The organism is Humidesulfovibrio sp. (assembly GCF_030689645.1).
In the GTDB taxonomy this organism is placed as follows: Bacteria; Desulfobacterota; Desulfovibrionia; order Desulfovibrionales; family Desulfovibrionaceae; genus Humidesulfovibrio.
Genome location: NZ_JAUYFU010000052.1, coordinates 1 through 17,823, shown reverse-complemented (window position 1 = coordinate 17,823; position 17,823 = coordinate 1). Strand labels below are relative to the sequence as shown.

Genomic DNA, 17,823 nt, shown 5'->3' with positions numbered 1-17,823 from the left:
GGCTGCTGTTGCTTAACTACCCCAGTTCACAGGGATGACTTTCGACTGTGCCTTGAGGGAAGCGGCTGCGGCTGTGTCGTCCTTCATCCAAGCCGTAATCTTGACGCTGCCGTTGCCGCCGCTGTTAGCAACGACGACGGTGCTCGCCTCAATCTGCATGACGTAGTCGCCGGTCTGAATCGTGCCCGTAGGAAGATAAGGTGCGCCCGTGGCGGGGGAATTCGCGTTCAACACAGCCAGAGTCTTCGGAGGAGCACCCGTTTCCATGGTGTAATTCGCATATGCCAGGTTGAACCTGGAGATACCTTCCGAGACAGCGGCCATGGTCGCTCCCTTCTGGGCCTGCGTGGTCATATCGTTGTACTTCGGGACCACCACTGCGGCCAAGATGCCGAGAATGACGATGACCGAAATGAGTTCGATGAGGGTGAAGCCGCCTTCACGTTTGGTCCTTCTCTTCAAGTCCATTGATTCCTCCTTGGTGTGTATCCCGAACATGGCCGGGAAAATAGTTCCTGTTTCCCCTCCCGGGAGCACCCAGGAGCTTTCGAAATAATGATAGCAAGACCTGTTCCAATACGTCCAGAATCATTCCCGTCGGGATTTATTAACCAACCGAAAAAGAAAAAGTATTATTTTACATGCCTTTCATGGAATTTTGCATCAGCTCCACCAATGGCAGGAATATGGCCATGGCGAAGAAGCCGACAACGCCCGTGAGGCCAGCCACCAGCACCGGGCCCAGCAGGTCGCTCATCTTGGAAACCGCGTACTCCACCTCGTAGTCGTAGTGCCTGGCCGCCTCCTTGAGCATTTCCTCCATGTTTCCGGTCTCTTCACCGATTGTAATCATGGAGACCATCATGGGCGTGAAGGACTTGGTGGTGCGCAGCGGCCCGGAAAGGCCGCGGCCCTGCTCCAGCTTTTCCCGCAGGTTGCGGAAGTCGCGGGCGATGAAGGCGTTGCCGATGGTGCCCGTTAAAATATCCATGGCCTCCAGCACGGTGATGCCGCTGGCCTGGAGAATGGCGAAGATGCTGGCGAAACGCGCCATGGCGGCCTTTTGGAACACCGGGCCCAGGATGGGCAGCTTCAGCAGAAAGCCGTCGCGGGCGATCTTGCCCTGCTCTGTGCGGAAGTAGGCCGAAAGGCCGAACACAGTGCCGCCGATGATGGCCAGGGCGATGTACCAGAATCTCGTCAGCAGGTCGTACAACCCAAGGCATATGCGAGTGGGCAGGGGCAGGGCGATGCCGGCCTTGCTGAACAGGTCAACGAACTGCGGCAGCACGAACAGGATGAGGATGAAGAATGCCGCCACCAGGGCCACAACGACCACGATGGGGTAGGTGAGCGCGCTTTTGATGTCCTTTTTGACCTTGAACTCGTGGTCCACGATGTAGATGAGGCGCTCAAGCACGTCGGTGAGTGTGCCGCTTATCTCGCCCGCACGGATCATGTTGCAGTACAGCTCCGGGAAGATGCCCGGATGCTTGGCAAAGGCCCGCGAAAGGGTGCCGCCGCTCTTGATGTCTGCGCCGATGCTGACGATTGCGCCCTTGAGGCGCGGGTTCTCGGTCTGGTTCTGCAGCACGTCGAGGGATTGCAGCACCGGGATGCCCGCGTTCAGCATGGTGCGCATCTGCTTGGTGAACAGGATCAGGTCCTGGGGCTTGATCGACTGCATGCGGTTGGAAAGCTCTGTCAAAAAATTGCCGCCAGAGGTTCCGTCCGGCCCGCTGGTTTCGCTGACGCCAGTTGGGATGAGGCCGCGCTGGGCCAGGATGTCCTGGGCCGCGTCCGCGCTCATGGCCTCCACCACGCCTTTGGTGTTGCCGCCGGTGCCCGTCATGGCCGTGTATTTGAAGAAGGGCATGTCCGCGCTCCTAGATCATCACCGCGCCAGCGGCTTCTTCCAGGGTGGTCAGACCTCGCGCCACCTTGGTCAGGGCGTCGGACTTCAGGGTGCGCATGGTGCGCGCCTGCACGCAGGCCTTGGCGATGTCCTTGGCCGTGGCTCCGCGCATGATCATGTCCTGCACCATCTCGTCCACCAGCAGCACCTCGTAGATGGCCATGCGGCCGGAGTAGCCGGTCTGGTGGCAGGTGCGGCAGCCTGTGCCGCGCTGGAAGGTGAACTTGGACAGCATTTCCTCGCGGATGCCGAAGGCCATGAGCAGGTCTTTGCGCGGCGTGTAGGTCTCGATGCAGTGCGGGCAGTTCTTGCGCAAGAGGCGCTGGCTCACCGAGGCTAAAAGCACAGTGGACACCAGGAAGGGCTGAATGCCCATCTCGATGAGGCGGGTTATCGCCGTGGCTGCGTCGTTGGTGTGCAGGGTGGTGAGCACGCGGTGGCCGGTGAGGCCCGCCTGCACGGCGATCTCCGCGGTTTCGCTGTCGCGCACCTCGCCCACCAGGATCACGTCCGGATCTTGGCGCAGAATGCTGCGCAGGCCAGAGGCGAAGGTCATGCCCGCCTTGCGGTTCAGCTGCACCTGCCGCACCGTGGGCATGCGGTATTCCACCGGGTCTTCCAGGGTGACGACGTTGATGTCCGGCGTGTTGATGTGCTTCAAGAGGGCGTAGAGCGTGGTGCTTTTGCCGCTGCCCGTGGGGCCTGCGGCCACGATGAGCCCGTAAGGCTTCACCGCTGCGGCTTCGATCTTGGAGCGGTCCAGGGCGGAAAGGCCGAGCTCGCCCAGGTTCAGGCCGTGGGCGTTGCGCTCAAGCAGACGCAGCACCAGGTTCTCGCCGTGCACAGTTGGCAGTGAGGACGCGCGCACGTTGAATTCCCTGCGCTGGGTGACGAAAGTGAAGCGTCCGTCCTGGGGGATCTTGGACACGGCGATGTCCATGTTGCCCATGATCTTGAGGCGCGAAACCAGGGGCAGAAAGCTGGCTTTGGGCGGGGCCGGAATCATGCGCAGCTTGCCGTCCACGCGGAAGCGCAGCTGGATGCTGTCCTTTTCCGGGCTGATGTGCACGTCGCTGGCGTGCTCTCGCACGGCCTGGCTGAGGATGGAGTTCACCATGCGTATGACCGGGGCCTGTGAGGCCTGGTCCTGCAGGGCGTCGATGGCGATGTCTTCGCGATCCTCGCCGCCCGGCTGGGTGGTGATGTCCGAATCGTCCTCGGTCATGCCGCCGAAAAGATCCTTCCCCTGCTCGCCGCGGCCATAGATGGCGCTGAAAAGCAGCTCGAAGTCGTTCTCGGAGCAGATGACCGGCTCCACCTCGTAATTGGTGGTGATCTCGACCGCATCCAGGGCGTTGATGTCCATGGGATCGGTCATGGCGATGAGCAGCAGATGCCCGCGCTTGGACAGGGGCACCAGGCGGTGGCGCTGGGCCAGCTCCTCCGGCAGGAAGGAATCGATGCGGTCTTCGTAGGGGTGCTTGTCCGGCGTGTAACGGTCGATGCGCAGCTGCTGGCTCACCGAGTCGATGATGATGGTCTCTTTAAGGATGCCCGACTGCGTGAGGTATTGGCCGAGCTTCATCCCGGACTTCTTCTGCCCCGCGAGCGCGGCCTCCAGCTGTCCCTCGGTGAGGGCTCCGGCCTCAATGAGCAGTTCGCCCAGTCGTTTGCGTTCCCGTCTCACGTGTTCCGTCCTGGCCTGCAGCCGGTGGCTACTGGCGCTCCGGGCTGAAGGAGGCTTTCTGGGCCAAGTGGCGTGGCTTGTCCCCGTCCTGCTTGTCGGCCAGGGCCGCCCGGGCGGGGGCGCTCTCTTGCTTCTGCGAGGTTTCAACCTGCATCTGGGTCGGGCGCGGGGTTTCAACTGCGTCGCGCATGGCGGGCCCCTGGTCGTGGTGGGGCAAAAGGGAAACGCGCCCGGTTTTGGGCTGGTCGATGGTTTCTTGAGCGGGCTCCACTGCGGGCGACAAGCTCAGGCCGTCGGTGGAAAGGCTGGTTGCGGGGGCCTGCATCGCGCTTGCGGCGGCTGGGGCGGCCAGCTGGCTCTGAGGCGCTGCGGTGCCAAGCACAGGGCCAGCGGCGCCAAGGGAGAACCACAGGGCGCCAAAGCCCAGGCACAGGGTGGCAAGGGCGGCCAAGCCGACGGTGCGGCGCGCATTGTGCTTGTGTTCGCCGCCGCCCTTGGGCACGGCGCGAACTTCGGAAAGGCCCACGCGGTTCTTGCCGCGCACAAGCATTTCAAGCAGGGCCATGTGGCACAGGCGCACGGTCTTGCGGGGCGAGCCGCCGGAGGCCATGTGGATGGCCAGCATGGCCAACTGGCTGAAGCGCACCTGGGGCTCGGGGCCTCCTGCCGCAACGGTCAGCCTGTGGAGGATCATGCGTCGCGTCTCGGCCAGGGAAAGGGGCGTGAGCCTGCGGCGCACGTTGATGCGGTCCGCCAGGTTGGGCATGGCGTCGATCATGGGCTCCAGCTCTCGCTGGCCGAAGATGACGATCTGCAGGAGCTTCGAGGAGTTTGTCTCGTAGTTCAGCATTTCGCGCAGGATCTCCAGGTTCTCCGGGGAGATCTTCTGCCCCTCGTCGATGACCAGGATCACCAGGCGCTTTTCCACCAGGCCCAGGCGGAACAACTGCTGCTTGAGCGCCTCCTTGAGGGCCCAGATGCCCATGCCCAGGTCGGCGCTCTGGCCGGAGACGCTGGCCAGGATGACGCGCAGAAACTCTTCGCTGGTGGCGAAATGCGGGTCCAGCAGCAGGTGCACGTCCGTGGCCTTGTCCTGGGCGAAGGAGCGCAGCAGCCCGCGGCACAGCGTGGTCTTGCCCGTGCCGATTTCGCCAGTGACGAGGTTCATTCCCCGGCGCAGGCGCAAGGAGATTTCCAGGTCCTGCATGCAGGTGGCGTGCTGCCGGGTTTCCAGCAAAAAGCTGGGATCCGGCGAGTTGGAGAAGGGCTCGCGCTGGAAGCCTGGGCCTGCGTAGTGGCTCATGTGCGTCCTCCGATGGCGGGCCTGGCCGCCTTGGCCTTGACGAGGGGGGCTTGACCCGTCTCGCCGGGCGCTTCTAGGGGGAAGTTGTTTGCACTTTTGCTGGCGGACTGCGGCGCGCCGGGCGCGGGGAGAACGGACAGTGTCAGGAACATGGGCGTTTTGCCGGGAATCAGCAATTCTCGAACGCTGGAGCTGTCGTGGATGATCACCTTGGGCGTGGCCTCAGGGGCCCGGGACTTGCCGCCTGACTTGCCTCGCGCCGGGCTGTCCAGCTCCTTTTCCAGCTCGCTCGCCGCCTTGCGCGCGTCCTTCAACTCATTTTCCAACTCTTCGTAGCTCTTCTGGCGCTCCCCGGCCTTCCAATCGGCCAGCACGGTGGGCGTGATGAAGATCATGAACTCGTCCTTCAGGTCGTCCTTGCCCTGGCTTTTGGCCAGCCAGCCAACGCCCGGCACGTCCATGACTCCGGGAATGCCCGCTTCCCTCAACTGCTTGCGCAGCTTGGACAGGCCGGAGATGACCACGGTTTCGCCGTTTCTGGCGATGAGCGTGGTCTCGGTCTTCTTTTTAACGATGTACGGGTTGCCGGAAACCTCGCGCGAGGTGTCCACCTCGTCCTTCTGGACCAGGATGGTGAGCTTGATGAACTCGTCGTCGATGATGTGCGGAGTGATTTCAAGCCGCAAGAGGGCGTCCTGAAAGTTCACCGAGGTGGTGATGTTGGTGCCCGTCCCGGTGATGCTCTGGTAGGGCACGCGCTCGCCGGCCTCGGTGTAGGCCTTCTGGTTGTCCATGGTGGAGATGGACGGGCTGGAGATGATGTTCAGCTTGTTCTCGGTGGCCAGAGCCTGTAGCTGGGCCTCCAGGATGTTGCCGCCGATTTTGCCGAATGTCATGTCCAGGGCCATGCCTGTGCCGGTCTTGACCACGCCCGTGGCGGGCAGGTTGACGCCCAGGGGACCCTGGGTTCCGGTGTTCAGCACGGCCTTGCTGGTGGTGGAGGTTGCGGTGCCGGTGGTGGTGCTGCTTTCAAGGGCGCTGCCGCCGGCCATGCCCAGCTTGTTGCCGCTGCGCACCGAGGCGGCGTAGTTGCCGCCCCAGAGGATGCCGAGATCCCGCGCCACCTGCTTGGTGGTCTCCACTATGTGCGCCTTGAGCTTGATCTGGGAGCGGGGCGAGTCCAGCCTGCTGAGCAGGCGGGTAACTTTCTGGATGTCCGTGTCCACGCTTTGAATGATGAGCGAGTTGGTGAGATCGTCCACCTCGACGCTGCCCAGGGTCTTGCCGTCCTTGTCCTTGGTCAGGGTTTTTTCCAGGGTGGGCTTGATGAGCTTGGCGTCGGCGAAGCGCACCTTGGCCACGCTGGTGGTGAGCGGCTCCTCCTTGAAGCGCATCTTGCGCAGGATGCTGGCGCTCTTCATGGCCGATTCAAGCTCCATGTTGGCCTTGAGATCCGTCAGCGACATGACGCGGATGGTGTCCCCGTCGAAATTGTAGGTCAGGTTGTTGGAGGAGAGGATCCCTGCGAAGACCTCGTCCCAGGGGCGTTCCACGATGTTCAGGTTCACTGTGCCGGAAACGCCGGGGGACAGGACGATGCTCTTGCCCGCCGCGCGCGAAAGAGCCTGCAGCACGGCCATGATGTCGGCGTTGTGCATGCGCAGGCTGATGCGCCAGGTGGGCAGGCTGCTGGCCGGGCCAAGGCGCGGAGCCTCGACTTCAGGCTTGTCGATGACCTGGGGCGGTTCGGTGAGGGCGAAGTGGCCCCGGGGGGAATGCCCCTGGGACTGTTTCTCCATGGCCTTCCAGGTCTCTGCCATGTCCTCCACTGTGCCCGGCTCCGGCTGCTTCTGCGCGGCGCAGCCAAGGGCGAGGACGGCCAAAAGCGCGACCAGGAGTCCTAAAGTTGTGGTTGGCTTTCGGTTCATCGTTTTTTGACCACCCGTATACGGATCTTGTCCGTGTCGTCCTCCACAAGGGGAACGCGTTTTGTGAACTTGCGCCCGGTGGAGCCATCCGTTCGCTCCAGCAGCACGCTGTTCTTGTCGATGGCCTGAACCAGGTAACCGCCCTCCGCCAGTTCGTCGCCCAGGGCGTATTCCACTCCGTTGATCACCGCGAGGATCTTCTGGCCGATCTTAAGATAGCCGGAGTAGACGATCTCCGCCGCTCCGCCGCTCAGTCCGCGGTCATCTTCTTGCGAAAGGCCGCCCTGGCCGGCATAAAAGGGGTCGCCGGTGGCGTTGTCCGTCAGCAGTTCGATGCGGTAGGCCTTTTCGCTGGGCAGTTTGGCCTGCTCCACGCTTTTGGTCAACTCGTCCATGTTCAGTTGTGCCGCAGCGGGGCCACCCGGCGCCTGGAGCGTCGAGGGGGTGGAGAAATGCATGGCTCCCGCCACCACAACCGTGGCGGCCAGAACGCCAAGCATTATTTTTTCCCGTTTCTCCATGCCGTGTGCAACCGCGCTCTTTGCTGAAATGTTCGTGGCCGAGTCTGACCGAAATTTTTGCCTGAGCCCGTCTAGCCGCCGAGGACCACACGCAGCTGCACCATCATCTCCAGACGTCCGTCCACCGCGCGAATCTCCACCTTCTCCAGACGCGAGAGGCTGGGCATGCGGTTCAGCGCCAGCAGAAAGGCGCGCACCCCGTCGAGCTGGCCGGAAAAGACTCCCTGGGCCTGGATGGAGTCCGGCTCCTGGGCCATGCTGGCCACGTTCAGGGTCACGTCCAGGGGCTCTAAGCCCACCGCCATGGCCATGTGCCCCAGCTGCTCGGTGATGAGGTACGCCTGGGCGCGCGGCACCGGCTCCGCCTTGGGCGGCAGCAGTTCTTCCAGGGCTGGGTTGTTGGCGTTCTGCTTCAGGCTGGCCAGCGCGGGCATGAGTTTTTGCTTGCGCTCGATCTTGGCCTTCTCGTTCAAGATTTCCTTGTCGAGTTTGCGGCCTTCAAGCAGCGGCATCACGGTCATCAGGTAGACTGCGGCGGCCAGCAAGAGCGCGCCAATGCCCACGCGAAGGCCAAGCTGGCGCAGCTCCGGGGTCAGCTGAATCTGCATGTTGAGCGAAAGGGGCATCACTTCACCCCCACATGCATGACGAAGTACAATACCTGCCCGCCGGTGCCCAGCTCTTTCAGGCTCGATTCGTTGACAACGGGCATTTGAAACATGGGGGAGCCTTGAAGGTTGATGACGAAGCGGGAAAGGGCGGCGTCGAAGCCGGACCGTTCGCCAGTGACCACGCCTTCAACAGTGATGGAGCCCTGGGAGCCCACTGCTGGCTTGGCCCCCTGAGTCTGGGCCTGGACTGGTGGAGTCGGCGCTCCGGGTTTGGCCGCCTCCGGGGCGGGGTAGTCTGTGGTGAGCGTAAGAATCTTGATGTTCTCCGGCGCGCGGCGAGAAATATCGGCCAGGGCCGCAGGGGCCAAAAGCCGGGAAGCGGCGACGCGCAGGGCCTCCTGGCGCTGGATGTACTGCTGTGCCGTGAGCTTGAGGGCGCCTTCGTCGGCCAACGGGCCAAGGGAGTCCGTCTGGGTTTTGAGGGCTTCCAACGATATGCGTTTGGCGGTGTTGGCCCGTTCCAGCACCACGCCTGCGGCGGCGATGAGAACCATGACGCCGGCGAGCCCGAGGATGATGCCGCGGGTGACCGCGCGTTTGGCGGCCAGGGCCGTGCGCACCTTGTAGTTCTCCATGAGGTTGATGCCCTTGTCCGGCATGGCCAGGGCGGCGGCCAGGGCGGGCCCCATGGCCATGCGGTCCTCAAGGGGCGCGCTTTGCGCATCGGCATGAAGAATTGCGGCAGGGTCGAAGATCACGGGCGTGAAGCCCAACTGGGTGGCCAGGGCCTGGGCGATGGCCGGTGCTGCAAAGATCTCGCCGCTGAGGTGCAGGGCATCGCAGCGCACCTGCTGGCTGCTGGCGTAATATTCAAGGGTGCGCTCCACCTGCCGGGCCAGGCGCTCGATAGCCGGGGCGATGGCCTCGATCATTTGTTCGGGCGGGAGCAGATGCCTCGGCGAGGCGAAGTCCGGGCGCGGGCCGCCAAAAAGCACATGGCGCAGCAGCGCGTGGGCCTGGTCGATACTCAGCGGCGAGAGCGGCTCCAAGACCGGCTCGTGGTCTGCCTCGGCAGCGCCTGGCAGCGGCAGTTCCAGGTCGTCCAGCGCGGCGGGCTTGGGCTTGGACAGGGCATGGAAATACTCTGTCAGGGTTTCGGCCATGCTGCCCGCGCCGGAGCGGATGAACCGGCTGAAGAGCAGTCGGTCCTTGGTGTACAGGCCGATGGCCGAGAAGTCTGGCTCCACGTGGATATTGGCGGCTAGGGCGTATCCTGCGGGAGCGCCAGGCTGGCGGTACAGGGACATGAGCGAGTTGGGGATGGCCGTGACCCCGTTTAAGGGGAGCCCCGCCTCTTGGAAGGCGTCTCGCAGCCGCTCCACGTCGGAGCGACGGGCCAGGCAGGTGAGGACGTCCAGCCGGGGGGCCTTGGGGTCGGCGGTATGGCCCAGCACCAAGTAGTCCAGTGCGTATTCGGCCTCGGCGAACTTTTTTTCCTTTTGCAGGGTCCAGTACACTGCGGCATCAAGCTTTCCGCCGGAGAGCTTGGGAACGGTCAGCACGTTGAGGTCCAGGTCGGAGGAGCGCAGCACGGCCCAGGCGTCCGCGTTGGCGGGGCCGTAGCCAAGGGTGGCGAGGCTCGTGCGCAGCAGGGCCGGGAAGCCCGTCTCTCCCGGGGCTTGGTCTGGCTTCATTGGGAAGCGTCTGGCCGCAATGACTGTGCCATGCGCGCGTTTGATCACGGCCAGGCAAAGGTTGGGGCCGGATACGCTGACGCCGATGCTGAAGGGCTTGCTGCTGGTCCCGAAATGCAGCTTCGTGCACCAGAAGGACTTGGGGCCTTGGCCGGAACCGGTGGGGCAGCCTGCGGCCTTTGCTCCACTGCGGCTCAGAAGATCACCAAGGGAAATCTTACGTGTCCAGAGGCTGCCTTGCGTCTTTGGGAGAGCCTGCGGCGCGTCGGCCTGGGCCGGAGTGCCGGTGCTGGGTTCTTCCATGGGCTGCGTCTGCTGGGGACCGGGCTGCGCAGATTTGCCGCTGTGGGCTGGGCCGGAGAAGAGGTTGCGCAGGGAGATGCCGCGGGTCCAGAAAGAACCCGGGGGGGGAGGTGTTCCGCCCTCGGGGGAGGGGGGCGAAAGGGCTTCTCCGCTGCGGATTGTGCGCAGCAAGTGCTCTGTGGAGTTCAGCCGTTTCTTGAGATTCACTTTCGCCCCTGTTGCCGGTTGGCGCATATCAGCAAGAAATAATGCAACATTTGTCTGGCAACGGCGGTGCAAAGCAAACGCGTGCGGGTTATCTGGAAATCCTATGCAGATTAATGTGACAATTTCTACACTATTAATTATTTCCAAATGAGAATTAGTATTGGCCGCAGAAAAATGTCAAGCTCAAAATGGCCGTGGCTGCGCTGGCATGCAGGGCTTTGCGGCTTTACTGCCCGGCCTTCGCGGGCAAGACTCGCGCACGCGAAAGTGTGACGGAAGATGCGCCTGCGGTTTACAGCAGACATAAAGTCAGATAGATAATACACCGAATAGTAGTGTCAGCTTCTATACTGCGGAGGGCGCATGAGCCAGACGAATATTTTGCTTGAGTCCGGCACCAACGAATTGGAGCTGGTGGAGTTCTTCATCGACGAGAAGGACGAGGCCACCGGCCAGACCTATCGGGGATTTTATGGCGTCAACGTCGCCAAGGTTCTTGAAATCATCCGCATGCCTGTTGTGACGCAACTGCCTGAAATTCCGCACCCTTCTGTGCTTGGGGCTTTTAACCTCCGCTCACGCATCATTCCCCTGGTGGACCTGGCCCTGTGGCTTGGCAAGAAGATGGACTCCGCCAAAGCGGACACCAAGGTAATAGTCAGCGAGTTCAACCGCATAACCTCGGCCTTCATGGTCTCCGGCGTCACACGCATCCACCGCTTGAGCTGGACCCAGGTGGAGGCTCCGGGCAAGCATCTTAACGAATACTCCGGCAACAGCGTCACCGGCGTTGTGCGCTTCGACGACCGCATCCTGCTTATTCTGGACATGGAGAAGATCCTGGCCGACCTGAACCCTGGCCTGGCCATGAAGATCGAGGACGCTGCCATGGAGGAAATCCAGCAGGCCAAGAAGCCGGTCAAAAAGGAGCACTACCGCGCCCTCATCGCTGATGACTCCACAAGCATCCGCCGCATGATCGGCACCATGCTGGAAAAGGCCGGGTTCGAGGTCACGCAGACCGTCAACGGCCAGGACGCCTGGGATGCGCTGCTTGCCCTCAAGAGCAAGGCCGCCCAGGAGAATGCGCCGCTTACTGACTATGTGGACATCCTGGTGTCGGACATCGAGATGCCCATCATGGACGGCCATAACCTGACCAGGCGCGTGAAGGAAGATCCCACTCTGAAGGCGCTGCCCGTGATCCTGTTCTCCTCGCTCATAACCGACCGGTTGCGCCACAAGGGCGAGAGCGTGGGGGCCGATGATCAGGTGTCCAAGCCCAACATCACCGACCTCACCAGGCGGGCCTTCGAACTCATCGCCGAGCGCCAAGGCATCAGCCTGTAGCCGCGCGCAGAAGCAACAGTAAAGAATCACGCCAATAAAGAGGCCGGAGGGAACGCATTCCCCCCGGCCTCTTTCGCTTTCTGATTGCCGGCCTCAGTCCTTGCGCGCTCCCCAGTTCTTGAGGATGCCCTCGCGCATGCGCTCCACCCACTGGTCCATGGCCTTCTCAGCTTGGCCGAACTTCTCGAAGTTGGCGGTGTCGTATTTGTCCCCCTCTACATGGTCTGCGAAGAGTCCGATGCTCTCGCCCGTGGCGGCGTCGGAGAAGCGGAACTCCATGCTGCAGGCTCCCACGTTGGGGTCGGCCGCGCCGCTGGCCTTGCGCCCCAGGGTCATGAGCATGCCCACGGGCATGACGCTGGAAATGGTGTTCATGGTTGGGTTGCTGGGACGAACCCAGGTGATTGCGGTCGAGATGCGCATGACATGCGGCCCGGCTTCCGTGGCGATGGGGAACGCGATGCTTCCCATCGTCTTTGCAAGCACTTGGTCGAAATATGCGGCCAGGGCGGACAGCTCCTCTGGTGAGACGCCGGATTCTCTGGCTATGGCCGTGGCCTGCCAGACCACGGTTTTGTCGAGCAGCACGGCGGTGTAGCGCTTGGGGTCGACGCCGAGCTTGCGCCAGGCGAGGCGCTCTGGGTGGCCTGGGACCTGCGTCATCTTGCCGTACTCCTTGCCGAGGAAGTGGTCCCTGGCTGGGTCTCCGGTGACGCCGGGCTTGGCTGGAGCGCAGGCACAGAGGATGAGAAACAGAGCCGGCAGGGCGAGGCGGATATACTTCTGCATTGAGCCTCCTGACGTGGCGGTTGAGTTGCCGCTAGATGGGCTTGTTCATGGTTGGTTTCTCCATACAGCAGGTTGCGCTCTGCCGCCACTTCCTTCCTCTCCATCTGGCTTCATCCCGCCGTATGTATTGCTCGGGGAGGCGGTCATCGACACGCCGCTTGCGCCGGAGGAAGATGATTTCCTCTAGCGTAGCGGCAAGATCATGTCCAAGTCCTGTCGAAACTTATGATGAGCGCTAGCCAAAAGAAAAGGCCGGAGGGAAAATGTCACTCCGGCCTTTTTCATCGTTCGTTGACGGGCGCTACTGGGCGCGTGCGCCCCAGATGCGCAGGGCGCTGTCGCGCAGCATCTCCGCCCAGGTGAGCCCGGCCTTTTCGGCCTGGCCCAGGGCGTGGAAGTTGGCTGAGTCGTACTTGTCGCCATCCTTGTGATCGGCGAACAGGCCTAAGGTCTGGCCGGTGACGGCGTCGGAGAAGCGGATTTCGATGGAGCAGGAACCGACGTTGGGGTCCGCGCTGCCTGCGGCCTTCCTGCCCAGGGTCATCAGGATGCCCACGGGCAGCACGCTGGTGAGGGTGTTTCTGGTGGGGTTGCTGGCCTTGACCTGGGTGATGGCGGCGGAAATGCGCATGGTGCGCGGCGCCGCAGTGTCCTTGATGGGGAAATCGATGGACTGCATGGCGCTCTTGAATTCCGCGTCGATGTGCTTGGCCACGGCTTGCAGCTCGTCCTTGGACACGCCTGTGTCCTTGGCAATGGCGTCGATCTGCCAGATCACCGTGGGGTCGATGAGCACCGCGCTGTAGTCCTTGGGGTTGAACTGCGGGCTGCGCCAGCTGAAGCGGTTCTGTGCACCGGCAACAGGCGTCATCTTGCCGAACTCCGCCCCCAGGAAATGCTTGGAGGCTGCGTTGTCAGCGGGCGAAGGCCCGGTGTTTGAAGCGCAAGCGCACAGCAGGAGGACTAGAAGGGGCAGGACAAGGCGTGCAAGATGTCGCATGCGGGCTCCTTGGGCGTATCGTTTGCATTGCTGCCGGGTGGCGGGATTGCCACCGGCTGGAGCGCTTTGGGGGGCTTGGTTTGGCCGCTACTCGCCTTCCTTCACGTAGCCGCAGTCCTTGTTCGGACAGGCGATGTGCGGGCCCTTGGCCTTGGTGTTCTTTTCCACCAGCAGCGGCGCGGCGCATTGCGGGCAGGGGCCGGGCACCGGGCGGTCCCACAGGCTGAAGGTGCAGTCCGGGTAGCGCGAGCAGGAGTAGAACACCTTGCCGCGGCGCGAGCTCTTCTCGACCATCTCGCCCGTGCAGCCGGGCTGCGGGCAGGCTATGCCCGTGGGCAGCGGCTCGGTGTGCTTGCAGGCCGGGTAGCCTGTGCAGGCGATGAACTTGGTGCCGCGCCGCGCGGTCTTGATGACCATGGGCTTGCCGCAGTCCGGGCAGGTGCCTGCCGGGATCTCCTCCGGCGCTTCCAGAATCACGATGGCGCCGAACTCGTCGCGCTTGAAGTTTTTGATGTTCTTGCACTTGGGGTAGCCGGTGCAGCCCAGGAACGGATCATGGGAGCGGCCTTTGCGCGGGATCTTCACGGCAAAGGGCTTGCCGCACAGGGGGCAGGGGATGTCGGTGATCTCGTCGCGCGCCTTGTCCACAGGCAGAATGTTGCCCTGGTCGTCGCGGGTGAACTCGCGGATGGCCTTGCAGTCCGGGTAGCCGGAGCAGCCCAGGAACTCGCCGTTCTTGCCGAACTTCACGTGCATGGGCTTGCCGCACTCCGGGCAGGGCACGCCGGAGTCGATGGTGGCGCGCTGCATCTCGGTTCCGGCCTTTTCCAGCGCCGGAATGAACTCGACCATGAACTCCTCGATGACCGCTTCCCAGGTGCGCCCGCCAGCGGCGATCTCGTCCAGCTTGGACTCCATGCCCGCGGTGAAGCCGATGTCCATGAGGGTGGCGAAGTGGGACACGAGCTTATCGCTCACGGTGCTGCCCAGTTCGGAGGGCGCGAAGCGCTTCTCCTCCATGGTCACGTACTCGCGGTCCTGCAGGGTGCTGATGATGGCGGCGTAAGTGCTGGGGCGGCCGATGCCTTCCTCTTCCAGCGCCTTGACCAGCGTGGCTTCGGTGTAGCGCGGGGGCGGCTGGGTGAACTTCTGCTCGCTGCTGAGATCCTCAAGCCTGAGCGCCTCGCCGATGGTCAGCTTGGGCAGCTGTTCGCTGCCGTTCTCGGCCTCGGCGTCCGGGTCCGGGGCTTCCAGGCCCTGCACCTTCAAAAAGCCGGGGAAGAGCAGACGCTCGCCCTTGGCCCGCCACAGGGTCGCGCCGTTCTTGGCCGTCACCGTCGTGTCGTGGAAGCGCGCCGGGGTCATCTGCGAGGCCACGAAGCGCCGCCAGATGAGCTGGTACAGCTTGAACTGGTCGGCGGGCAAAAACTGCTTCACGCTCTCCGGCGTCAGGGCCACATCGACCGGGCGGCAGGCTTCGTGGGCGTCCTGCGCGCCGTCCTTGGTCTTGTAGGTCTTGACCTTGGCCGGGGCGTAGTCTTTGCCGTAGGCGGAAAGGATGAACTCCTGCGCGGCCTTTTTGGCCTCGTCGGCCACGCGCACCGAGTCGGTACGCATGTAGGTGATGAGCGCAACGGTTCCCTTGTCGCCCAGCTCCACGCCTTCGTAGAGCTTCTGGGCCGCGCCCATGGTCTTCTTGGCCGGATAGCCCAGCGCGCGGTTGGCCACCTGCTGCAAGCTGGATGTGGTGAAGGGCGGCGGGGCGCTTTTGCTGCGCTCCTTCTCGTCCACGGCCTCCACAGAGAACTGCCCGGCGCGCACGCTCGAAACAAGCGCGTCTGCGGCGTCCTTGCTGCCGATGTCCTTCAGGCCCGGCGCAACGGTTTTGCTGCCCACCTTCCAGAGGTCGGCGCGGAAGGGCGGCGGATTCTCGCCAGCCAGCTTCACCTTCAGCGCCCAGTGCTCCACGGGCTCGAAGGCGCGGCGCTCGCGCTCGCGGTCCACAATCAGCCGCAGGGCCACCGACTGCACGCGCCCGGCGCTGATGCCGCGCTTCACGTGCTTCCAAAGGATGGGGGAAATCTTGTAGCCCACGAGCCGGTCGAGGATTCTGCGCGCCTGCTGCGCGCCCACCAGGTCGGTGTTGATGGGCCGGGGGTTCTCCAGCGCCTCTTTCACCGCGCGGGCGGTGATCTCGTTGAACTGGATGCGGCTGACGTTCTTGTTCTGCCCTTTGATGAGCTCGGCTACGTGCCAGCCGATGGCCTCCCCCTCGCGGTCGGGGTCGGGTGCCAGGTAGACATGGTTCGCGGCCTTGGCTGCCTTGCGCAGGCGGCCCACGATGTCTTCCTTGCCTTTGATGATCTCGTAGCGCGGCGCGTAGCCGTGCTCCTCGTCCAGACCCATGTCGCCCTTGGGCAGATCGCGCACGTGGCCTACGGAGGCCTCGACCGCGTAGTCTTTGCCGAGGAATTTGCCGATAGTCTTCACCTTTGCGGGTGACTCAACGATGATGAGATCTTTTGTCATAATGCGGCAGGCTATAGCCACCTGGGCGCGGGTTGGCAAGGGGCTGGGGTGGGGGATTGATGCGAATGGCATGGTGCTGTATAGGCCGAGTTGTTTCTTTGGTGTCGTTTAGTTAGGGGTTGCGGTGTGGAGTCTACATCCAGGCGAATATAAGATTGGGGGGGGGAGTGAAGTATACGGACTCAAAGATTGACAAGAAGTTGAGGGGTTGGTTTGTCAACGATAATACAAAGGCATTGCTGCGCGGTATCAAGCTAGCGGTTGGCGGCTTGAGAGGGCTCAACTGTCTTGATGTTGGTTTTGAGTATCCGATCGCCGCGTTTTCGGGGCGGAATGGTGCGGGGAAGTCAACAGTTCTAGCGCTGGCGTGTTGCGCATACCACAATCGAAAGGGTGGCTATAAGCTGCGCAAGCGAACATTGCCGTACTACACGTTTTCCGATTTCTTTATTCAGCGCCGTGAGGAGTTGCAGCCGCAAGGTGTTGGAATAGTTTATCGCATTGCGCACGATGGGTGGAAGAAAACAGAAGAGAGACCTGATGGAGTTGGAATTGGGTCGCAGGTACGAAAAAAGAATTTTGGAGGTAAGTGGAACGACTATGATCAGAGGGTAAAGCGTAGTGTTGCATTCCTTGGAATTGAACGAATTGTCCCACATAGCGAACGCAGTCAGTCAAGATCGTATGTGAGATCTTTTCGAGATGCATCGATAAAAGGCTGGGAGGTCAGCGTCAAGGAGATAGTTGGGTGTATACTGAACAAGAACTATGACGAATTGAAATATCTGGAGTATTCAAAGTATAGTTTGCCAGTTGTCCGTTGTGGTGACCTTGTTTACTCTGGTTTCAATATGGGGGCCGGAGAAAACGCACTATTTGAGATTTTTGCTGCCATATACTCTTGTGGTTATGGCGGGCTGATTGTCGTTGATGAAATCGAACTCGGATTGCATGTTGAAGCTCAGCGAAAATTTGTTGAAAAGCTGAAAGACGCGTGTCTTATGAATTCTGTTCAAGTAATATGTACAACGCACTCTAAAGACATTCTTGACTGTTTGCCTCTGGATGCACGCTTTTATATCGAAGCTGTTTGTGGGAAAACGAAGGTGACACATGGGATATCTTCAAGCTTTGCATTCTCTAAAATGAGTGGGCTTAATGCCAGAGAAATAGATATTCTCGTGGAGGACGACGTGGCTGAAGCATTGTTGCTTGCCGCATTGCCCGCATCTATTCGTTCCCGGTCAAATATTAAGCCCATTGGCTCAGCCTCGGCCCTTGCCCGACAATTGGCGTCAGCATACGTTCGAGGTGAGGATCGACCTATTTTAGCGGTTTTTGATGGTGATCAGCGGTCGAAGGAAAAAGATAATATCGGACATGCAAAAGGGATGGCGGAGAATCCTGGCGAGGATTTCGAATCCTGGATCAAGGGAAGGATGACGTATTTGCCCGGAACAGAGTGGCCTGAGTCGTGGCTCGTAAAAAATTGCCAGGCAAACGTTGAAGTTCTTTCCGGGATGGTCTCCTATGCAACTGATGATCTGCTCCAAGCTTTGATAAGTGGTTTGTCGCAGCCGCGCCACAAAGAGATTCTATATGTTGCGAAGGCACTTGGTCTGCCGAAAGGTCAGTGTATCCAGTTGCTTGCTCTCTGTGCATCTCAGCACACCCGAGAAGAGTTTGAGCCACTAGTTGCCTTGGTGTCTGGTCTGATAGATCGTTGATTTTTGGGGGCGCATTGCTGAGCGTAAGTTGATGGCCATGTTCTTCATACACCCCCCCCCGCCTCATCTCTGAGCCGGGGGCTTTCATTTTCCATCGTCGAGCGGCGCTTACTGGGGTGGCTCGATGCCGCGCAACTGCTTCTGCGCCTGCTGGATGAACGGCGGGGGATCGCCTAGCCAGGTGGTGGCGGCGTCTTTGGTCAGCAGGGCGTAAAGGGCCTTGCTCTTCTCGCCGTAAAGGATGTCGATGTTGTTCTCT

13 protein-coding genes are annotated in these 17,823 nt (G+C 61.7%); 2 read left to right on the top strand and 11 right to left on the bottom strand.

Features of this window, described 5'->3' with window-relative positions:
* Positions 1 to 12: 12 nt before the first annotated feature.
* The 8 genes from Q8O35_RS08565 to Q8O35_RS08530 all read right to left on the bottom strand — a co-directional run bounded on the left by Q8O35_RS08565 (position 13) and on the right by Q8O35_RS08530 (position 10,169).
* A complete protein-coding gene (locus tag Q8O35_RS08565) occupies positions 13 to 468 on the bottom strand; it encodes a type II secretion system protein (RefSeq protein ID WP_305572241.1) in 456 nt (151 codons plus the stop codon).
* Positions 469 to 637: 169 nt separating this feature from the next.
* Positions 638 to 1,876, bottom strand: a complete 1,239-nt coding sequence (locus tag Q8O35_RS08560) for a type II secretion system F family protein (RefSeq protein WP_305572239.1) — start codon at positions 1,874 to 1,876, stop codon at positions 638 to 640.
* Between the two features lie 10 nt (positions 1,877 to 1,886).
* Positions 1,887 to 3,602 (bottom strand): GspE/PulE family protein, encoded by a 1,716-nt coding sequence (locus Q8O35_RS08555; RefSeq protein ID WP_305572237.1) that lies wholly within the window; start codon positions 3,600 to 3,602, stop codon positions 1,887 to 1,889.
* A gap of 28 nt (positions 3,603 to 3,630) precedes the next feature.
* Positions 3,631 to 4,905: an ExeA family protein gene (locus Q8O35_RS08550; RefSeq protein ID WP_305572235.1), complete on the bottom strand. Its 1,275-nt coding sequence runs from the start codon at positions 4,903 to 4,905 to the stop codon at positions 3,631 to 3,633.
* Positions 4,902 to 6,833, bottom strand: a complete 1,932-nt coding sequence (pilQ, locus tag Q8O35_RS08545) for a type IV pilus secretin PilQ (protein ID WP_305572233.1) — start codon at positions 6,831 to 6,833, stop codon at positions 4,902 to 4,904. Before pilQ ends, Q8O35_RS08550 begins: the two co-directional genes overlap by 4 nt.
* Positions 6,830 to 7,354, bottom strand: a complete 525-nt coding sequence (locus Q8O35_RS08540; RefSeq protein ID WP_305572231.1) for a hypothetical protein — start codon at positions 7,352 to 7,354, stop codon at positions 6,830 to 6,832. The genes pilQ and Q8O35_RS08540 overlap by 4 nt, the downstream gene beginning before the upstream one ends.
* 71 nt (positions 7,355 to 7,425) lie before the next feature.
* Positions 7,426 to 7,980, bottom strand: coding sequence for a hypothetical protein (locus tag Q8O35_RS08535; RefSeq protein ID WP_305572229.1), 555 nt, complete (start codon positions 7,978 to 7,980; stop codon positions 7,426 to 7,428).
* Positions 7,980 to 10,169 (bottom strand): hypothetical protein, encoded by a 2,190-nt coding sequence (locus Q8O35_RS08530; RefSeq protein ID WP_305572228.1) that lies wholly within the window; start codon positions 10,167 to 10,169, stop codon positions 7,980 to 7,982. The genes Q8O35_RS08535 and Q8O35_RS08530 overlap by 1 nt, the downstream gene beginning before the upstream one ends.
* 363 nt (positions 10,170 to 10,532) lie before the next feature.
* Between Q8O35_RS08530 and Q8O35_RS08525 the strand changes: the two genes are divergently transcribed.
* Complete coding sequence (locus Q8O35_RS08525; protein WP_305572227.1) at positions 10,533 to 11,519, top strand: chemotaxis protein; 987 nt, start codon at positions 10,533 to 10,535, stop codon at positions 11,517 to 11,519.
* A gap of 93 nt (positions 11,520 to 11,612) precedes the next feature.
* Here the strand turns inward: Q8O35_RS08525 and Q8O35_RS08520 are convergent, their stop codons facing one another.
* The 3 genes from Q8O35_RS08520 to topA form a co-directional block, all read right to left on the bottom strand.
* Complete coding sequence (locus Q8O35_RS08520; RefSeq protein ID WP_305572226.1) at positions 11,613 to 12,308, bottom strand: DUF3313 domain-containing protein; 696 nt, start codon at positions 12,306 to 12,308, stop codon at positions 11,613 to 11,615.
* A gap of 301 nt (positions 12,309 to 12,609) precedes the next feature.
* Positions 12,610 to 13,308 (bottom strand): DUF3313 domain-containing protein, encoded by a 699-nt coding sequence (locus Q8O35_RS08515; protein WP_305572225.1) that lies wholly within the window; start codon positions 13,306 to 13,308, stop codon positions 12,610 to 12,612.
* An 87-nt stretch (positions 13,309 to 13,395) separates the two neighbouring features.
* On the bottom strand, positions 13,396 to 15,837 hold the full coding sequence (gene topA, locus Q8O35_RS08510; RefSeq protein ID WP_305572224.1) for a type I DNA topoisomerase: 2,442 nt from the start codon (positions 15,835 to 15,837) through the stop codon (positions 13,396 to 13,398).
* Between the two features lie 167 nt (positions 15,838 to 16,004).
* On the opposite strand from topA, the gene Q8O35_RS08505 reads away from it, so the two are divergent.
* Positions 16,005 to 17,564, top strand: a complete 1,560-nt coding sequence (locus Q8O35_RS08505) for an AAA family ATPase (protein WP_305572223.1) — start codon at positions 16,005 to 16,007, stop codon at positions 17,562 to 17,564.
* Positions 17,565 to 17,823 lie beyond the last annotated feature (259 nt).

Coding starts and splice junctions, on each gene's coding strand:
- Q8O35_RS08515 (WP_305572225.1), bottom strand. CDS start 13,308: ATGCGACATCTTGCACGCCTTGTCCTGCCCCTTCTAGTCCTCCTGCTG.
- Q8O35_RS08525 (WP_305572227.1), top strand. CDS start 10,533: ATGAGCCAGACGAATATTTTGCTTGAGTCCGGCACCAACGAATTGGAG.
- Q8O35_RS08535 (WP_305572229.1), bottom strand. CDS start 7,980: ATGCCCCTTTCGCTCAACATGCAGATTCAGCTGACCCCGGAGCTGCGC.
- Q8O35_RS08540 (WP_305572231.1), bottom strand. CDS start 7,354: ATGGAGAAACGGGAAAAAATAATGCTTGGCGTTCTGGCCGCCACGGTT.
- pilQ (WP_305572233.1), bottom strand. CDS start 6,833: ATGAACCGAAAGCCAACCACAACTTTAGGACTCCTGGTCGCGCTTTTG.
- Q8O35_RS08560 (WP_305572239.1), bottom strand. CDS start 1,876: ATGCCCTTCTTCAAATACACGGCCATGACGGGCACCGGCGGCAACACC.
- Q8O35_RS08550 (WP_305572235.1), bottom strand. CDS start 4,905: ATGAGCCACTACGCAGGCCCAGGCTTCCAGCGCGAGCCCTTCTCCAAC.
- topA (WP_305572224.1), bottom strand. CDS start 15,837: ATGACAAAAGATCTCATCATCGTTGAGTCACCCGCAAAGGTGAAGACT.
- Q8O35_RS08520 (WP_305572226.1), bottom strand. CDS start 12,308: ATGCAGAAGTATATCCGCCTCGCCCTGCCGGCTCTGTTTCTCATCCTC.
- Q8O35_RS08565 (WP_305572241.1), bottom strand. CDS start 468: ATGGACTTGAAGAGAAGGACCAAACGTGAAGGCGGCTTCACCCTCATC.